The following is a 15970-nucleotide window of genomic DNA, read 5'->3' on the forward strand; positions in this document are numbered from 1 at the left end:
ACCGCTTACATAAATGCTAGACAGTTCATAAAATATCGGTGTCCACTGGCCGATGAACAGTCGATCCATCGGCCTGACACCTTTATGAAGCCTGCGTTCTCGTTTCGCCAAACACTGATTTTTCAAGAAGTTCTGCGACATCAAATGTGCCGACCTGCTCTTCTACTTCCTTCGCTTTCGTCCCATCCCCAAGCATGGTTAAACAATATGGGCACCCTGAGCTGATGATGGACGGCTGTACCTGTAAGGCCTGCTCCGTCCTCGCTGTGTTAATTCGAGTACCTGTCTCTTCTTCCATCCACATTAAGCCACCGCCGGCACCACAGCACATCCCCGATTCACGATTCCGTTCCATTTCTTTCAGTGTCACACCAGGAATGGCTTTTAAAATATCTCTTGGCGGATCATAGACCTCGTTATATCTGCCTAGGTAGCAAGAATCGTGGAAAGTAATGACTTCGTTCACTTCATGAATAGGCGTTAATTTCCCCTCTTTTACTAGCTCTGCCAGCAATTCTGTATGATGATACACCTCAGCCTCAAGTCCAAAGTCTGGGTATTCATTTTTAAATAAATTGTAAGCATGCGGATCGATCGTGACGATTTTGGTTACGTCATTTTTTTGGAATTCTTCGATGTTTTTTGCAGCAAGCTCTTGGAACAAAAATTCATTCCCAAGTCTTCTCGGTGTATCACCTGAGTTTTTCTCTTTATTGCCTAGGATGGCAAAAGAAACCCCTGCTTCATTGAGCAGTTTTGCAAAGGCAAGAGCAATCTTTTGGCTTCTATTGTCATATGCCCCCATCGATCCAACCCAGAATAAATAGTCGAAGGTTTGATCTGCTTTTTTCAGTTCTTTCACTGTCGGTACGTGCACATCTTCTCTTAGATCACGCCAGTTTTCTCTTTCTTTTCGATTCAATCCCCATGGGTTCCCTTGTCGCTCGATGCTTGTCATCGCACGCTGTGCATCTGCATCCATTTTTCCTTCTGTCAGTACTAAGTATCTGCGCATATCAATGATTTTGTCGACGTGTTCGTTCATGACAGGACACTGATCTTCACAGTTTCGGCATGTCGTGCATGCCCAGATTTCTTCTTCTGTAATGACCTCACCAATGAGAGAAGGATGATACATTGCGCTCGCCGCAGATTCTTCCGCTCCAGCTCCCCTTGCCTGTAATGCCAGCTGATTTCCTGTCGTCTGTTTGAAAGCAAGCTGCGGAACCCACGGTGTCTTTGAAGTAATGGCAGCCCCTTTATTTGTTAAATGATCTCTTAATCGTAAAATTAAATCCATTGGAGACAGCATTTTCCCCGTCCCTGTCGCCGGGCACATATTCGTACAGCGCCCACATTCCACACAAGCGTAAAGATCGATCAGCTGAGATTGACGGAAATCTTCAATTTTCCCAACGCCGAACGTTTCTTGTGTTTCATCTTCAAAATCAATTTTTTGCAGTTTGCCTGGCGGGTCCAATCTGCTGACAAATACGTTGACCGGGCCAGCGATGAGATGGGCGTGCTTAGACTGCGGGACGTACACTAAGAACGTCAGTAAAATAAGAAGATGCACCCACCATGCGACATAGAACACAATTGTTGCCGCAAGTGGTGACAGCCAGCCCAGCAAGAAAGCAATGCCGGAAGCAATTGGCTCAGTTGCTGATAGTGAGTGCCCATGCCAAATGATGTTCATTCCGTTTCCCAGTAATACGGTCAGCATCAATCCGCCAATAAACAAAAGGACAAGCCCTGACTTAAAGCCCCTTTTTAAACGGACTAACTTCTCGACATATCTTCTATGGAATGCCCAAACCACCGCCACTAAAATGAGAAGTGTGACTACCTCTTGGAAGAATGTAAAGACACCGTAAAGCGGACCTAATGGAAGCCCGCTGTCTGGAACAAGTCCCTTCATAATAAAATCAAGGGCTCCGAACTGCACTAAAATAAATCCATAGAAAAACAGCACATGAATGATGCCGCTCTTCTTGTCCTTCAGCAGTTTCTTTTGACCAAACACATTCACCCAAACACGTTCTAAGCGTTTTTTCATGTCTTTCTGAAATTCTTCTTTTTTGCCAAGACGAATATACGCGGCTCGTGTTCGAATGAGATAAATAAACAAATACACAGCGTAAGCGGTCACTGCCGCAAATGCAATCAAGTTAACAATTAAAAGGCTATTCATCTTGCTCCCCCTTTCATTCCCCAAGACCCACTTTGTTCCGTTTCCATGTTGTACCTCTATCATAAATAATGAATGAGTATTCAGTCAATATTTTTTGCCCATTTGGGTACACTATCGTCATATGTAAAAAAGGAGGAACCTTCATGATCGCATGGATCATTCTACTCGTCGTCTTCGTCATTGTTCTACTCGTCAGGCTAGATCTTTATATAGGGAGAAAATATTTTTCTACCCATGCTTTTGAACGGTCTTTTGACCAAACAAGCGGCGATGCAGTTTTTTATCATGATGGCGAACCACTGTTTGATCAGCTGCTTACGGATATACAGCAAGCCTCTTCTTCTATTCATATGATGTTCTTTATTGTAAAGAACGACAAGATTGGGCAAAGGATTCTGCAAGCACTTAAAGCGAAAGCAGAGCAAGGTGTTTCGGTTTTTTTGCTCACTGATCGGTTAGGCTCCTATCCATTTGATCAAACATCCATTCAGATGCTCGAAAAAAGCGGCATTCAATTTTACTTTTTAAACAAACCACGTTTTCCTTTTTTCATTTATCGCTTGAACATGAGAAATCACCGGAAGATCACGGTGATCGATGGGAAGATCGGCTACATTGGCGGGTTTAATATCGGCGATGAATATGTAGGGAAAAACGGCAGGTTTGGCATTTGGAAAGACTATCATCTGCGCATGACAGGACAGGTTGTCGCAGACCTCCAGCATGTGTTTCTGAATGATTTGTACCGGTCATCTGGTATTCACCAGCTGCAATACGAGGTTTTCCCTACACTGGAACCGGGAACATTACAGTGCACTACACGTGCGACGGCAGGTTTTTCTTTAGAAGCCTTATTTCTTCACGATATTCAACAGGCGAAAAAGCAAATCACCATCTGCACGCCCTATTTTATTCCATCCGCTCCTCTTCTAAGCGCCCTTCTTGACGCACGGAAGCGAGGCGTGACTGTCGACATCATCATCCCAATGAAGGCAGATCACCCGCTTGTGAAAGAAGCTGGATTTCATTATTTGAAAGATCTGATTGCTGCTGGATGTCTTGTGTATCGTTTTTATAAAGGGTTTTATCATGCGAAAGCCATTCTCATCGATCATAGCCGCTGTATGATCAGTACAGCGAACTTTGATAAACGAAGTTTGTTTTTCAACGAAGAAGTGGATGTGGCCATTGATGATCCCGCCTTCACCGCACATGTAGAGGAAAAGATTCGTGAACACATGGAAGTGTCAGAACTGATGACTGAAGAAAAATACAAACAACGCCCACTTCTCACGCGTCCAATTGAGTGGATAGGCGCCCTGTTCTCGTATTTTTTATAAAGGAGTTGACCTATGCGTTATCGATTTGGTTATGTATCCAACGCCGTCACTTTATGGGAAGCTTCACCTGCCAAGTCGCTGACCTTTGCAAGATACAGTAAGCTCTCAAAGGAAGAGAGGACAGAGGCTCTATTGCGAACGACGAAAGCCAACCTCGTCAATACATTAAGAACGCTTTATTTTGCGATTGCCCATGATATTCCGCTTTACCGTTTTTCAAGCTCGATTGTCCCGCTCGCCACCCATCCTGAGGTGCGGTGGGACTTTGTGACACCCTTTCGCAAAGAATTTCTAGAGATTGGTCAACTCGTAAAGCGGCACGGATTACGAGTGAGCTTTCACCCCAATCAATTTACTTTGTTCACAAGTCCAAAACCTTCCATTACAGAAAACGCCGTCATTGATATGACCTATCATTATGAAATGCTTGAGGCCATGGAGCTTGAAAAGGAAGGCTATATGAACATTCATGTCGGAGGTGCATATGGCGACAAGGCATCTGCTTTACAGCGTTTTGATGAAAATATAAAGCAGCTTCCTGCACATATCAAGGCGAGAATGACGCTTGAAAATGATGACAAAACCTATACGTCATTAGAAACGCTTGATGTTTGTGAAAAGCATGGCATCCCGTTTGTATTTGATTACCACCATCACATTGCAAACAAAGATGATGATGCGGCACTTGATGACATTTTGCCAAGAGTGTTTGACACGTGGGCAAACACTGGCATACCGCCTAAAATCCACTTATCCTCACCAAAATCAGAAAAGGCGATACGAAGCCATGCGGATGGAGTGGAGATGTCCTTTGTATTGCCACTTTTTCAAGCTTTAAAGTCGTATGGTCGTGATGTGGATTTTATGATTGAGGCAAAGAAAAAGGATCATGCTTTGCTCCGTCTTGTTGAAGAACTGTCAGCGATCAGAGGCAATCGGCGGACGGGCGGAGGCACCATTGAGAGGAAATCGTAGAGAAAGGTTTACCTCTATCACAACGGGGGTAACAAAGCTATTGTGAGAAAGTATTTAACAGGAGGATATGAAGATGTCACAAATCTATTCAATCCGAATTGCTGCGAAAGCATTGAATTTACATAAGCTTATTTCTCTATACGAAAAGTGCCAACACGCTCAGCATCGTTTATATGTATATTCTAAAAAAACAATGTGCAACATTAAGAACATCGTAGAGCTAGAAACCTTCAGGCTTACTCATTTAGAATCAGACTATTTAATCGTGGTAGAAGGAAAAGAGGCACAAGACCTTCTTCAGCCGTTTGAAAAAGAACATGCTTCGTAAAGGTAGTCTTAAGGCTGCTCTAGATTGTTGATAAAGGGCTAAAATAAAATTTATTTTAGCCCTTTATCTTCTTTTCAGTGTGATAGAAAACCTTTGACGTCTAGGAAGGACGAGGAGCGAATTGCGCATTCGTGAGCACCTCTTTTTCTTATATCCATGCTTCTGTCAGCCAAACCTCGCGTGACGTTGCATTCATTTTTACTTGTGTACCGATTGGCATCGTGAGCATCGGATGCGTATGGGCACTGTCAAATTCTGCGATGAGCGGCCTCTTTGTATCTCCCAGTACTTCAAGTAAAAGATCGTGCGGCCTTTTGCCCGTTCCTTCATCATCAAACAGCTCATGTTTCCCTAAGAGGATACCAGATACCCGTTCAAACACACCATTTATCTTTAACAGAGAGAAGTTCTTTTCGACGGTGGAGGCGGTTTTCATACAATCTTCAATGAGAAGGATATCGCCTTTTTGGATTTGAGGCATGAATTCACTTCCCCATATGCCATACATGGCATTTAGGTTCCCGCCGATCAGTCTGCCTTCTGCCTGCCCTTCAATGACGCACATCCAATCGTTTGGACGTTTTTCTTTTTCTCGTATTTTCTCTTCCCAGTTGATCCGTTCGTCCGTCCAGAAGGGCGGCTTTTTCACCTGATATGGGATGGGCTGCGGATGAATGAGAATGTCCTCGAAAGATTGATATGTATGATTAACAAATGGTTCAAACTCTCCAAAAGACGGCACAAGTGCAGGCCCGTAAAAAACAGGCAGACCCGTTTTTTCATAAGCCGCTAAAAGAATCGCCGTCGCATCTGAATAACCAATCATGATTTTCGGATGCTTCTTCAGCAGCTCAAAATCAAGATAAGGCAGCAAACTATTCGAGTTCGTCCCCCCAATCATCGACATGATACAGGACAAATCTTCTCTCGCCAGCAGCTCATTCAGCTCAGCTGCTCGTTCTTGAATCGTTCCCGAACGATAGTGATCCTCTTTCCCTGTTAATGATCCTGGTACTACAATGAATCCTTTTTGTTCAAGCCATTCCTTCGCCCGCTCATACCTAAGAGGCGAGGTGGCAGATGCTGGACTTGAGGGAGAATAAATACCTATTTTATCGCCCTTCTGTAAATGCCGAAGCCCCTTCATTCCATCAGATCCTTCCTACACGAGTTTTTACTATCCTAGCAAAAAAAGCCCTTTTTCAAAAGGGCTCAGATTTAATATAAGAGCTTAAACAGCCCAAACAATATGACAGCAAAACTGATGGCCAGCATCGCAAATATCTTTTTTCTGCTCAGAGAACTACCTATGACGTTCACTCCAGTATTGATGCCAAACAAAATCATTCCCACATAAAAAAAGACTGGATTGAGTCCAGCGGGAATGATTAAGATAAATAAGCCAACGAGCGTCACGTAGTGAATTCTTTTGATCATGACTGTTTTTGCCGTTTCACTCAAGCCATCCTCTCCTTTTGAATCCAATTGCCTTATAGTATATCAACATTCCATTTAAATGGAAAAGAAGATTTTATCCTATCAAAAAGAGCCCAGCTTAATAGCTGGACTCATTCAATCACTTCTCTTCAATGACCAAACTGCGCTTCATGCAGTCTGCTATAAACACCGCCCATTCGAATTAAATCTTGATGGCGGCCTTGTTCTTCAATGCCTTCCTCTGTCACGACAATGATTCGGTCTGCATGTTTAATTGTCGCAAGGCGGTGAGCAATGACGAGTGTCGTCCTGCCGACTGCCAGTTCGCTTAGTGCGTCTTGGATCGCTTTTTCTGTTTCTGTATCAAGTGCTGACGTCGCTTCATCCAAAATAAGAATAGACGGGTTTTTCAAAAACATCCGTGCAATTGACAGGCGTTGCTTTTGACCGCCGGATAGCTTAACGCCGCGTTCACCAATGACCGTATTCAACCCTTCTGGGAAACGCTGAACGAGCTCCTCTAAATGGGCACGTCGCACCGCCTCCCAAATGTCTGCATCACTCGCTTCTAGGTTGCCGTACGCAATGTTTTCACGAATGGTGCCTGAGAATAAAAAGACATCCTGCTGCACAATGCCAATCTGCTGTCTTAAAGAGGACAAGGTCATCGATTTTGTGCTCACACCATCAATGGTGATGTCTCCTTCGTCCACATCATAAAAACGAGGCAGCAGACTACAAATGGTCGATTTCCCCGCTCCTGATGGCCCGACAAACGCAACAGTTTCCCCTTGTTTGATCTTTAAGTTGATATCCTTCAATACATGACTGTGCTCATCGTAGCCAAATGTCACGTCTCGATACTCAATTTCACCTTTCAAGCCGTAAATATCACGTGCTCCTTCTGTATCCTTCACATCTGGCTCTGTTTCAAGCAAATCGACATAGCTTTTAAAACCGGCAATGCCTTTTGGATACATTTCAATCACCGTGTTGATCTTATCAATTGGTCTGAATAACACATTTGTGATCAAGACAAAGGCGATAAATCCGCCTGCCGTTAATTGACCTTGAAGGACAAACCATGTACCTGCCAGAAGGACAAACAGCGTCACAAGCCTTGTGAGAATATAGCTGATTGATCCGTTAACTGACATAATTTTATAGGAAAGAAGTTTCGCTTTTCGAAAGCGGTTGTTGTTTTCAGCAAAGCGCTTTTTCTCAAAATGTTCATTTGCAAAGGCTTGAACAAGACGAATACCGCCAATATTGTTTTCAACCCTTGCATGAAAATCTCCAATGTCATTGTTGAGTTGTGTAATCGCCTGTGTCATTTTTTTATTAAAATGAAGGGCTAACCAGATGATGACTGGCATAATCAAGAAGGTTAAAATGGCAAGCTGCCAGTTAATCATGAGCATGACGGCAAAGGCGCCAAGAATGGTCATAATCGCAATAAACAAATCCTCAGGTCCGTGATGAGCCACCTCACCAATGTACATGAGGTCATTGGTCATTCGAGACATAAGCTTACCCGTTTTGTTGTTATCAAAGAACTTAAATGAGAGACGCTGAAAATGATCAAATAGCTTTTTTCTCATATCGGTCTCAATGTTAATGCCAAGCATGTGTCCCCAATACGACACGATAAATTGCATCACTGAGCTGAGTGCGTAAATGACAAACAGCGCAAGTGCGGTCCAGGCAATGACCGTCCAGTTCCCTGTTGGTAATAATGTATCAATGAAGTAGTTCACGATGAGCGGGAAACCTAGTTCCATGAGCCCAACGGCCACAGCGCAAAAGAAATCTAAAAAGAACAGACCACGATAGGGCCTGTAATAGGCAAAAAAGCGTTTTAGCATATGTAAAAGAACCTCACTTCCTCTATAATTGATAATCATTTTCAATTATAGAGGAATCATTATCGAAATACTAGATCAGGAAATGATTTCTTTCTCTGGAAACCCTCACAATACACCTGAAAACAATCGCGCAAACGATTCCTTTAAACGTTCCTTTAAGCCCCTTTTATAAAAATGAACCGGCCCCATTTGCTCACATTCTTTCATATCTTCCTCATAATGAGCCATCAATTGCTCGATCGGTTTCTTTGCCGCTGTAAAGACATTGACCTCAAAATTGAGTTGGAAGCTTCTCATATCAACATTGGCCGTTCCGACAGAGGCAAGTTCTCCATCTGCAATCATGACCTTTTGATGCATGAACCCTTTTTGATAGTGATACACCTTGATGCCCTCTTTCAAAAGCTCAGAAAAATAAGATCGTGTGGCGTATTGCGTGAGAAATCCATCATTAATCTCAGGCACCATCACACGCACATCCACCCCTCTTGTCGCCGCAATTTTTAACGCTGTGCGAATAGATTCATTTGGGACAAAATAAGGGGTCGCAATCCAGACAAATTGCTGTGCATTCGAAATGAGTGCGTCATATAAATCACTCATACTTTCCTTCATATCAGGTCCAGTCGGCACGACCTGAATGACATCTTCTCCTGTCACAGGATGCGGGGTGTGATACTTCGGATCATCAATTAACACTTCATCTGATACATACTCCCAGTCCAGCATAAATATGGAGTGAAGTGTCTGAACGGCTTCACCCTTTAACATCGTATGCGTGTCACGCCAAAAGCCGATGTTTTCATCGCGTCCTACATATTCCTTCCCGACATTGAGCCCACCAACAAATCCTGTTTCTCCATCAATAATCACGATTTTTCGGTGATTTCGGAAATTGAATTTTTGATTAAAGAATCCGTATTTTAATGGCAGAAAAGGAGCGACCTTTATCCCTGCCTGCTTCAATCGTTTAATATCTTTTCGTGAGAAGCGAATGCTGCCAGCCGCATCATAGATGAAGCGGACCTCTACTCCTTCTTTCACTTTTTCAATCAGGATCTCCATCATCCGGTGACCGAGGAAATCAGATTTGAACATGTAATATTCTATATGGATGAACGTTTTTGCCTTTTTTAATTCTTCAAAAATACGTGGAAAGGTTTCCTCTCCATTCTTTAAAATCTCCATATCACTATTTGTATTTACATGCATCCCTGTCGCTTTTTCTGTGTAATGAAAAAAAGCACGCTGATTATCGGTTAAACGCGTCTCATCCGGCTTACTCTCAAGCTCTGATATTCTGCGTAATTTTTCTCGGTTATACATTCTCTTTGATTTAAACAAATGTCCTTTGACATAAAGCTGCCCCGAGAACAAATAAAACATATAGCCGATGATCGGGAAAAAGATCAGTACATACATCCATAACAGCGTGTGCTGTGATGTCCGGTTCTCTAGCATGAGCGAAATAATACTAAATAAAATGATGGCGATGTAACTAGCTGCGTAAAGCTGAAAACCCCACGCCGGCACTGGCCACCAAAACACCACATATGCCCCAAATATCATGAAATATAAAAATAGAAATTCCAGTCTCCTCTTTTTCACATTCTCCGCCCTCATTCTGTCTTTTTCTTTTCCATACCCTTTGCACAGCTCGTCTGAAACGCTCGGTTTGCTGCTTTCTTTTAGCTTTTACAGACTGGAGCGTTTTGATCCGATATAATGGAAAATATGTGAAGGAAAGGACGAATGACTTATGCGTACACCATCTGCTTTAAAAAAGGGAAGCCACATTCGGGTAATTGCTCCAAGCCGAAGTGCCAGCATTTTATCAGAAGAAGGAATAGCTCAGGCGAAAAAACGTTTAGAGGCATTAGGGTTCACTGTTTCTTTTGGACAACACGTGTTTGAATGTGATCTGCATTCCTCTTCTTCTATTGAACACCGTTTATCTGATCTACATGAGGCATTCTCAAATGATGAAGTCGACGGCATTTTGACAGCAATCGGCGGCTTTAACTGCAATGAGCTTTTGCCTTATATAGATTATGATTTGATTCGTCAACACCCAAAAGTTCTTTGCGGCTACAGTGATATTACCGCACTTGCAAACGCCATTACCGCCAAATGTGACATGGTGACGTACTCAGGCCCTCATTTCTCCAGTTTCCAAATGGAACAAGGACAAGAGGAGCAGACAGCCATGTTTCAAGCGTGCGTGATGAGTAGCGAGCCATTTGATGTCACCCCTTCTACAAAGTGGAGTGATGATGCGTGGTATCTTGATCAAGTAAATAGGCAGTTTCATCCGACAACATGGGGGATTTATCAGGAAGGAACAGCTGAAGGCACCTTGTATGGCGGAAATCTTTGTACACTGAACTTACTGCAAGGGACACCCTTTATGCCTCGCATCAAGGATGCCATCTTATTTGTAGAAGATGATGACTTGGTCTTTCCTGAAACATTCGCCAGAGACCTTGCCTCGCTTTTGCAGCATGCCGAATCCATTAAAGGGTTAATCATCGGACGTTTTCAAAAGAAATCCAAAATGACAGAGGAACATTTGAGGTTCATCCTAGATAAGCACCCAATGCTTCAACACATTCCAGTGATTTACGATGTCGATATCGGACATACACAGCCGGTCTTCACCTTGCCGATTGGCGGGAGTGCCGAGCTCTCCTGCGACGGCGGACAAATCCAATGGCGTGTTCATGCATAAATAAAACCTAAAAAGCACCCACATATGAGGGTGCTTTTTAGGTTTTATTTCTTTTTTAAAATTTTTTTAGAAAAAGTGATCCAACCCTTCATCCCCTTCGTTAAGTAGATGTAAAAAGAAAAGAGAGGAGGCAAAAACATGTTCTCTGATGTACTTAGCCAATTATTCGATTCTATCTCTAACATTATTAATACACTTGGATAATCCCATTAACGCACACATACTACATGCTTGCCGAAGGGAGGATACAAACTATGTTCTCTGATGTACTTAGCCAATTATTCGATTCTATTTCTAACATCATTAACACACTTGGGTAATTCCTATGACACGCACATACTACATGCTTTCTGAAGGGAGGATACGCTCTATGTTCTCTGATGTACTTAGTCAATTATTCGATTCTATTTCTAACATTATTAATACGCTTGGTTAATGTTCAAAACCCGCTATCTCTCGAGAATAGCGGGTTTTTTATATAAAGAAGCCCCGCTCATAAAATAGAGCGGGGCTTTCCTTCATTCCACTACATCTTCTCTGGCGCAGATACGCCGATAAGTTTTAATGCATTCGCAAGCGTGATTTGTGTTGCTTTCATGAGCGATAGACGTGCTGTTGTTTTTGTTTCATTTTCAACATCAATGACCTTTTCGGCATTGTAGAAGCTGTGAAGGGCTGATGCTAGATCATAGATATAGTTTGTAACGCGGTGCGGAATACGTTTTTCTGCTGCTTCTGCTACAACTTCTGGGAAGCTGCCGATGATTTTCAGAAGATCGTATTCTTTATCCGACTGAATGTGAGAGAAATCTGCTTTTTCAAGGTTTGGCTCGTAGCCTTTTTCTTCCCCTTGACGAAGCATGCTGCAAATTCTCGCATGTGCATATTGTGCATAGTACACAGGGTTTTCGTTAGACGTAGAAATCGCTAAGTCTAGGTCAAAGTCCATATGTGTCGCCGCACTTCTCATCGCAAAGAAATAACGAGTAGCATCTAAGCCCACTTCTTCAATCAAGTCACGCATTGTGACGGCTTTACCTGTACGTTTACTCATCTTCATCTTTTCACCGTTTTTGTAAAGGTGAACGAGTTGAATGATTTCGACCTCCAGTTTGTCCGCTGGATATCCGAGTGCTTGGATCGCCGCTTTCATTCGAGGAATGTAGCCGTGATGGTCGGCCCCCCAAATGTTGATGAGCTGGTCAAAACCTCTGTCTAATTTGTCTTTATGATATGCGATATCTGGAAGCAAGTACGTAAAGCTGCCATCTTTTTTAATCAGGACACGGTCCTTGTCATCACCAAAATCAGTTGAACGTAACCATGTTGCGCCGTCTTCTTCAAAGACATAGCCTTTAGCGCGAAGTGTTTCTAGCGCTGGTTCGATTTTTCCGTTTTCATATAAAGACGTTTCAGAATACCACACATCAAATGGGACACGGAAATTCTCTAGGTCGACACGTAGTTTTTCTAGTTCATATTTTAAACCGTACTCACGGAAAAATTTCATACGCTCTTCTTCTGATTCATGCACGAAACGGTCACCAAATTCATCCGCAAGTTTCTGCCCGATGCCTTTGATGTCTTCTCCTCTGTACCCGTCCTCTGGCATTTCTTTTTCAAGACCGAGCGCCTCAAAGTAACGTACTTCTACAGATAGAGCAAGGTTATTGATCTGATTGCCTGCATCGTTGATATAGTATTCACGGCTCACGTCGAAGCCTGCTTTATCAAGGATGTTGCAAAGAGAATCTCCTACAGCTGCGCCACGGGCATGTCCAAGGTGAAGGTCACCTGTTGGGTTGGCTGAGACGAATTCGACTTGCACTTTTTGACCGCCGCCTGTATTCGTTTCGCCATAAGCCTCTTTTGCTTCAAGAACTGCCGGAATCAGTTTCGTTAAATATTGATTGTTCATATAAAAGTTGATGAATCCTGGACCTGCAATATCCAGTTTTTCAATTGACGCTTTGCCTTTATCAAACGCATTGACGATGTCCTCGGCGATTTGACGAGGTGCTTTTTTCGCAATGCGGGCAAGCTGCATCGCCATATTGGTGGAATAATCACCGTGAGTTTTGTCTTTTGGCACTTCCAAAAGAACATCCGGCACCTGGCTTTCATCAGCAAGTCCTGCTTTGACGACTGCCGCAATGATTTCTTCTTTTAACGCATCTTTGACCTGTTCTGCGATATTCATGAACGTAAATCCTCCTTATATGAAATCGATAATGTATGTAAATGCTTTTGATCTTCACCTGTCAGCATATCGTACGTAATGTGTAGAAGCCCATTGTCTACATCAAGATCAATACCATGTGTGTGTACATCGAGCTGAAGTGTGCCAAATGGCATCGTGTAATGTGTCACGGTCGTTTCTCCAGTGAGAAAGCGCTGCTTCATTTGAATTGCACCTGATCTCATGACAAAAATTTCTTTTTCACTTATTTTGACAACAGTTTTTACTTGACCCATTTCATGTTCTTCATGGTAAGTGAGATACGTTTTGTCATTCTTCTCTTGATACGTTCCAGTTGTTCGGAATTCGATCGTTTCAGCCGGTTCCGTCTCTGGTTTCATCACTGACTTTACATGAATTGAAATTTGGTTTTGTGTCATTTTGCACTTCCTTTGCTAAGACCCGTTTAACTAAAATAGTATACCATAATCCCGATTGCCTATCATCCCATCATTTCTCATCTTCGTGTGGATGAAACCCCCTTTTTGATCTTCACATGTCTCTTTAGAATAAAAGAAAAATGAAGCTCACCCCTATCACGAGTCCAGTCTTGAGCCCTGCGCTTTTTCGATTGATGAGATAAAACAGTGCTTGGATACCTGAACTTGCCAAAAATGCCTGAAAGAAATCAAATGGGAGAAGATGCCCTTGCTTATAAACAAACTGCATCAACAGCGCTATGCCAGTAAGATAGAAAAAGCCTCGATCCTGAAACAGATGAACCATCTCATCTTTTGCCTCTTTTTTCGAGGTGAACGTGGGCGTACTCGCTGCAAGCTCTCTTTTCAGCGTAAGAAAGCCTGCCGCTAACACACATAAAGCGAGTAATACCATCAATACAGAAGAAAACACGACCTGCCTCCTTTATCATGTCACCAATGTAAAAAAAGAGCTTGTCCATATGAGATGACAAGCTCCTCTATCAATGTTATTTCACAAATCCAAGCAGCATTTCACGTAAAAGTTTGCTTGCTGTATTCGCCGTTTGATCGGAATGATCATATACAGGCGCTACCTCTACAAGGTCTGCACCGACGACATGCACATCAGAACCAGCAATGGCATGAATAGATGCCAGCAGTTCTTTTGACGTAATACCGCCAGCATCTACCGTTCCTGTACCAGGTGCATGAGCTGGGTCAAGTACATCAATGTCAATCGTCACATACACTGGACGCCCTTTTAGCTTTGGCAATACTTGCTTCAATGGCTCGAGTACTTCAAATTTAGAAATGTGCATGCCTGCTTCTTTTGCCCATTCAAATTCTTCTTTCATCCCAGAACGGATGCCGAAAGAGTATACATTTTCAGGTCCAATAAGTCCTGCAACTTTACGAATCGGTGTCGAATGTGAAAGCGGCTCACCCTCATATTCCTCACGAAGATCTGTATGTGCGTCCATATGGATGATTGCCAAATCAGGGTATTTCTTATACATCGCACGGAAAACCGGCCAAGACACAAGATGCTCGCCGCCCATTCCTAATGGAAACTTCCCTTTTTCTAAAATGCTGTCGACATACTCTTCAATTAAATCTAAGCTTTTCTGTGCATTGCCAAATGGAAGCGGGATGTCGCCAGCATCAAAGAATGGCACCTCGTGCAGTTCACGATCTAAATAAGGACTGTATTCCTCTAATCCAATGGATACTTCACGAATACGGTTCGGGCCAAAACGTGAGCCGGGACGGTAACTGACGGTCCAATCCATCGGCATCCCGTATAAAATGACTTTCGCATCTTCCCATGTCGGATGACTTCCAATAAACACTTTTCCTGAATAAGCCTCGTCGAATCTCATGCAAGATTCCTCCTTTTACGCTTCAAAAAATGCGCAAACGGTCATTTGCGCATTTCCACTTCGCTTGATTTATTTGATTAAGTCGCTCACAAATTTCGGCAGAACGAATGCCGCTTTGTGCAATTCTTTTGTGTAATATTTCGTATCGATATCAAAGAAGCGGCTGTCTTCTACAGCAAGTGGATCATACTTCTTAGAACCGATAGTAAATGTCCAAAGACCGCTTGGATATGTTGGGATATTCGCTGTATATAGCTTGGTAATCGGGAAAATTTCTTTTACATCACGCTGTACATTTGTAATTAACTCAGGTGTGAACCAAGGGTTGTCCGTTTGTGCAACGAAAATACCGTCTTCTTTGAGTGCTTTTGAGATTCCTGCATAGAAACCTTTAGAGAACAGGTTCACAGCTGGTCCAACTGGCTCAGTTGAGTCAACCATGATCACGTCATATTCGTTGTCGGCTTCCGCAATGTGCATAAAGCCGTCTCCGACTTTCACCTCTACACGAGGATCTTCTAGTTTCCCAGCAATTGAAGGAAGGAACTTCTTCGAGTATTCAATGACCTTGCCATCAATATCAACAAGTGTCGCTTTTTTCACACTTGGATGCTTCAGGATTTCACGAATGACACCACCGTCTCCTCCGCCTACGACAAGAACATTTTCCGGATTTGGATGAGTGAAAAGAGGAACATGTGCCACCATTTCGTGGTATACAAACTCATCTTTCTCTGATGTCATCACCATACCGTCTAAAAACAGCATATTACCAAACTCTTCTGTTTCCACCATTTCTAAATGCTGAAAATCTGTTTGTTCTGTGTGAAGGGTTTTGTTCACCTTCAATGTAATGCCAAAATTCTTCGTTTGCTTCTCTGTATACCAAAGTTCGCTCATCGTTCATCTTCCTCTCATCCAATAATAAACAAACATCTATTGTTAGCGCCTTTTATCGGCTATGACTATATCGATTGTCCAAGAAAAAAGTATAGTGGATTCGTATCAAATTGTAAAGAACCGCATGAGATAACTTCATTTTTAAAGCACACCCTTGCAGTCG

General features: G+C 42.8%; 14 protein-coding genes. 4 read left to right on the forward strand and 10 right to left on the reverse strand.

Annotated features, from left to right (window positions below; translation table 11 throughout):
* Positions 1 to 82: 82 nt before the first annotated feature.
* Positions 83 to 2194 carry a heterodisulfide reductase-related iron-sulfur binding cluster gene (locus NSQ52_RS17630; RefSeq protein WP_024718768.1) on the reverse strand — a complete coding sequence of 704 codons (2112 nt, stop codon included), beginning with the start codon at positions 2192 to 2194 and terminating at the stop codon, positions 83 to 85.
* A gap of 143 nt (positions 2195 to 2337) precedes the next feature.
* Between NSQ52_RS17630 and cls (NSQ52_RS17635) the strand changes: the two genes are divergently transcribed.
* From cls (NSQ52_RS17635) to NSQ52_RS17645, 3 genes are all read left to right on the forward strand, one after another.
* Entirely contained in the window at positions 2338 to 3534 is a 1197-nt protein-coding gene (gene cls / locus NSQ52_RS17635; protein WP_019743242.1) for a cardiolipin synthase, read from the forward strand.
* Between the two features lie 12 nt (positions 3535 to 3546).
* Positions 3547 to 4509 carry a UV DNA damage repair endonuclease UvsE gene (gene uvsE / locus NSQ52_RS17640; protein WP_163116005.1) on the forward strand — a complete coding sequence of 321 codons (963 nt, stop codon included), beginning with the start codon at positions 3547 to 3549 and terminating at the stop codon, positions 4507 to 4509.
* Between the two features lie 73 nt (positions 4510 to 4582).
* Complete coding sequence (locus NSQ52_RS17645; RefSeq protein WP_017360064.1) at positions 4583 to 4837, forward strand: hypothetical protein; 255 nt, start codon at positions 4583 to 4585, stop codon at positions 4835 to 4837.
* A 148-nt stretch (positions 4838 to 4985) separates the two neighbouring features.
* On the opposite strand, the gene NSQ52_RS17650 is transcribed toward NSQ52_RS17645, so the two are convergent.
* The 4 genes from NSQ52_RS17650 to cls (NSQ52_RS17665) form a co-directional block, all read right to left on the reverse strand.
* Positions 4986 to 5984: a S66 peptidase family protein gene (locus NSQ52_RS17650; RefSeq protein ID WP_342473672.1), complete on the reverse strand. Its 999-nt coding sequence runs from the start codon at positions 5982 to 5984 to the stop codon at positions 4986 to 4988.
* A 71-nt stretch (positions 5985 to 6055) separates the two neighbouring features.
* Positions 6056 to 6298: a hypothetical protein gene (locus tag NSQ52_RS17655; RefSeq protein ID WP_135009584.1), complete on the reverse strand. Its 243-nt coding sequence runs from the start codon at positions 6296 to 6298 to the stop codon at positions 6056 to 6058.
* Positions 6299 to 6423: 125 nt separating this feature from the next.
* Positions 6424 to 8139, reverse strand: a complete 1716-nt coding sequence (locus NSQ52_RS17660) for an ABC transporter ATP-binding protein (protein ID WP_100324676.1) — start codon at positions 8137 to 8139, stop codon at positions 6424 to 6426.
* 105 nt (positions 8140 to 8244) lie between these two features.
* Positions 8245 to 9747 (reverse strand): cardiolipin synthase, encoded by a 1503-nt coding sequence (cls, locus tag NSQ52_RS17665; RefSeq protein ID WP_025208143.1) that lies wholly within the window; start codon positions 9745 to 9747, stop codon positions 8245 to 8247.
* A gap of 151 nt (positions 9748 to 9898) precedes the next feature.
* Here cls (NSQ52_RS17665) and NSQ52_RS17670 point away from each other — a divergent pair, with 151 nt between their 5' ends.
* The gene (locus NSQ52_RS17670) at positions 9899 to 10867 is read left to right on the forward strand and encodes a S66 peptidase family protein (protein WP_163116002.1); all 969 of its coding nucleotides are present in this window, start codon (positions 9899 to 9901) and stop codon (positions 10865 to 10867) included.
* A gap of 526 nt (positions 10868 to 11393) precedes the next feature.
* On the opposite strand, the gene argS is transcribed toward NSQ52_RS17670, so the two are convergent.
* From argS to speE, 5 genes are all read right to left on the reverse strand, one after another.
* Complete coding sequence (argS, locus tag NSQ52_RS17675) at positions 11394 to 13067, reverse strand: arginine--tRNA ligase (RefSeq protein WP_008343507.1); 1674 nt, start codon at positions 13065 to 13067, stop codon at positions 11394 to 11396.
* A complete protein-coding gene (locus tag NSQ52_RS17680) occupies positions 13064 to 13486 on the reverse strand; it encodes a DUF1934 family protein (RefSeq protein ID WP_008343509.1) in 423 nt (140 codons plus the stop codon). Before NSQ52_RS17680 ends, argS begins: the two co-directional genes overlap by 4 nt.
* Positions 13487 to 13610: 124 nt before the next feature.
* Positions 13611 to 13958 (reverse strand): hypothetical protein, encoded by a 348-nt coding sequence (locus NSQ52_RS17685; RefSeq protein ID WP_342473673.1) that lies wholly within the window; start codon positions 13956 to 13958, stop codon positions 13611 to 13613.
* A 76-nt stretch (positions 13959 to 14034) separates the two neighbouring features.
* Positions 14035 to 14907, reverse strand: a complete 873-nt coding sequence (gene speB, locus NSQ52_RS17690; RefSeq protein ID WP_017360073.1) for an agmatinase — start codon at positions 14905 to 14907, stop codon at positions 14035 to 14037.
* 69 nt (positions 14908 to 14976) lie between these two features.
* Entirely contained in the window at positions 14977 to 15807 is an 831-nt protein-coding gene (gene speE, locus NSQ52_RS17695; protein WP_342473674.1) for a spermidine synthase, read from the reverse strand.
* Positions 15808 to 15970: the final 163 nt, after the last annotated feature.

The organism is Bacillus sp. FSL W8-1141 (assembly GCF_038593205.1).
GTDB classification, from domain to species: Bacteria; Bacillota; Bacilli; order Bacillales; family Bacillaceae; genus Bacillus; species Bacillus altitudinis.

Excerpts from the sequence above, each read along its gene's own strand:
- NSQ52_RS17650 (WP_342473672.1), bottom strand. The coding sequence starts at position 5,984 with ATGAAGGGGCTTCGGCATTTACAGAAGGGCGATAAAATAGGTATTTAT.
- speB (WP_017360073.1), bottom strand. The coding sequence starts at position 14,907 with ATGAGATTCGACGAGGCTTATTCAGGAAAAGTGTTTATTGGAAGTCAT.
- uvsE (WP_163116005.1), top strand. The coding sequence starts at position 3,547 with ATGCGTTATCGATTTGGTTATGTATCCAACGCCGTCACTTTATGGGAA.
- argS (WP_008343507.1), bottom strand. The coding sequence starts at position 13,067 with ATGAATATCGCAGAACAGGTCAAAGATGCGTTAAAAGAAGAAATCATT.
- NSQ52_RS17660 (WP_100324676.1), bottom strand. The coding sequence starts at position 8,139 with ATGCTAAAACGCTTTTTTGCCTATTACAGGCCCTATCGTGGTCTGTTC.
- NSQ52_RS17645 (WP_017360064.1), top strand. The coding sequence starts at position 4,583 with ATGTCACAAATCTATTCAATCCGAATTGCTGCGAAAGCATTGAATTTA.
- speE (WP_342473674.1), bottom strand. The coding sequence starts at position 15,807 with ATGAGCGAACTTTGGTATACAGAGAAGCAAACGAAGAATTTTGGCATT.
- NSQ52_RS17680 (WP_008343509.1), bottom strand. The coding sequence starts at position 13,486 with ATGACACAAAACCAAATTTCAATTCATGTAAAGTCAGTGATGAAACCA.
- NSQ52_RS17670 (WP_163116002.1), top strand. The coding sequence starts at position 9,899 with ATGCGTACACCATCTGCTTTAAAAAAGGGAAGCCACATTCGGGTAATT.
- NSQ52_RS17630 (WP_024718768.1), bottom strand. The coding sequence starts at position 2,194 with ATGAATAGCCTTTTAATTGTTAACTTGATTGCATTTGCGGCAGTGACC.
- cls (WP_019743242.1), top strand. The coding sequence starts at position 2,338 with ATGATCGCATGGATCATTCTACTCGTCGTCTTCGTCATTGTTCTACTC.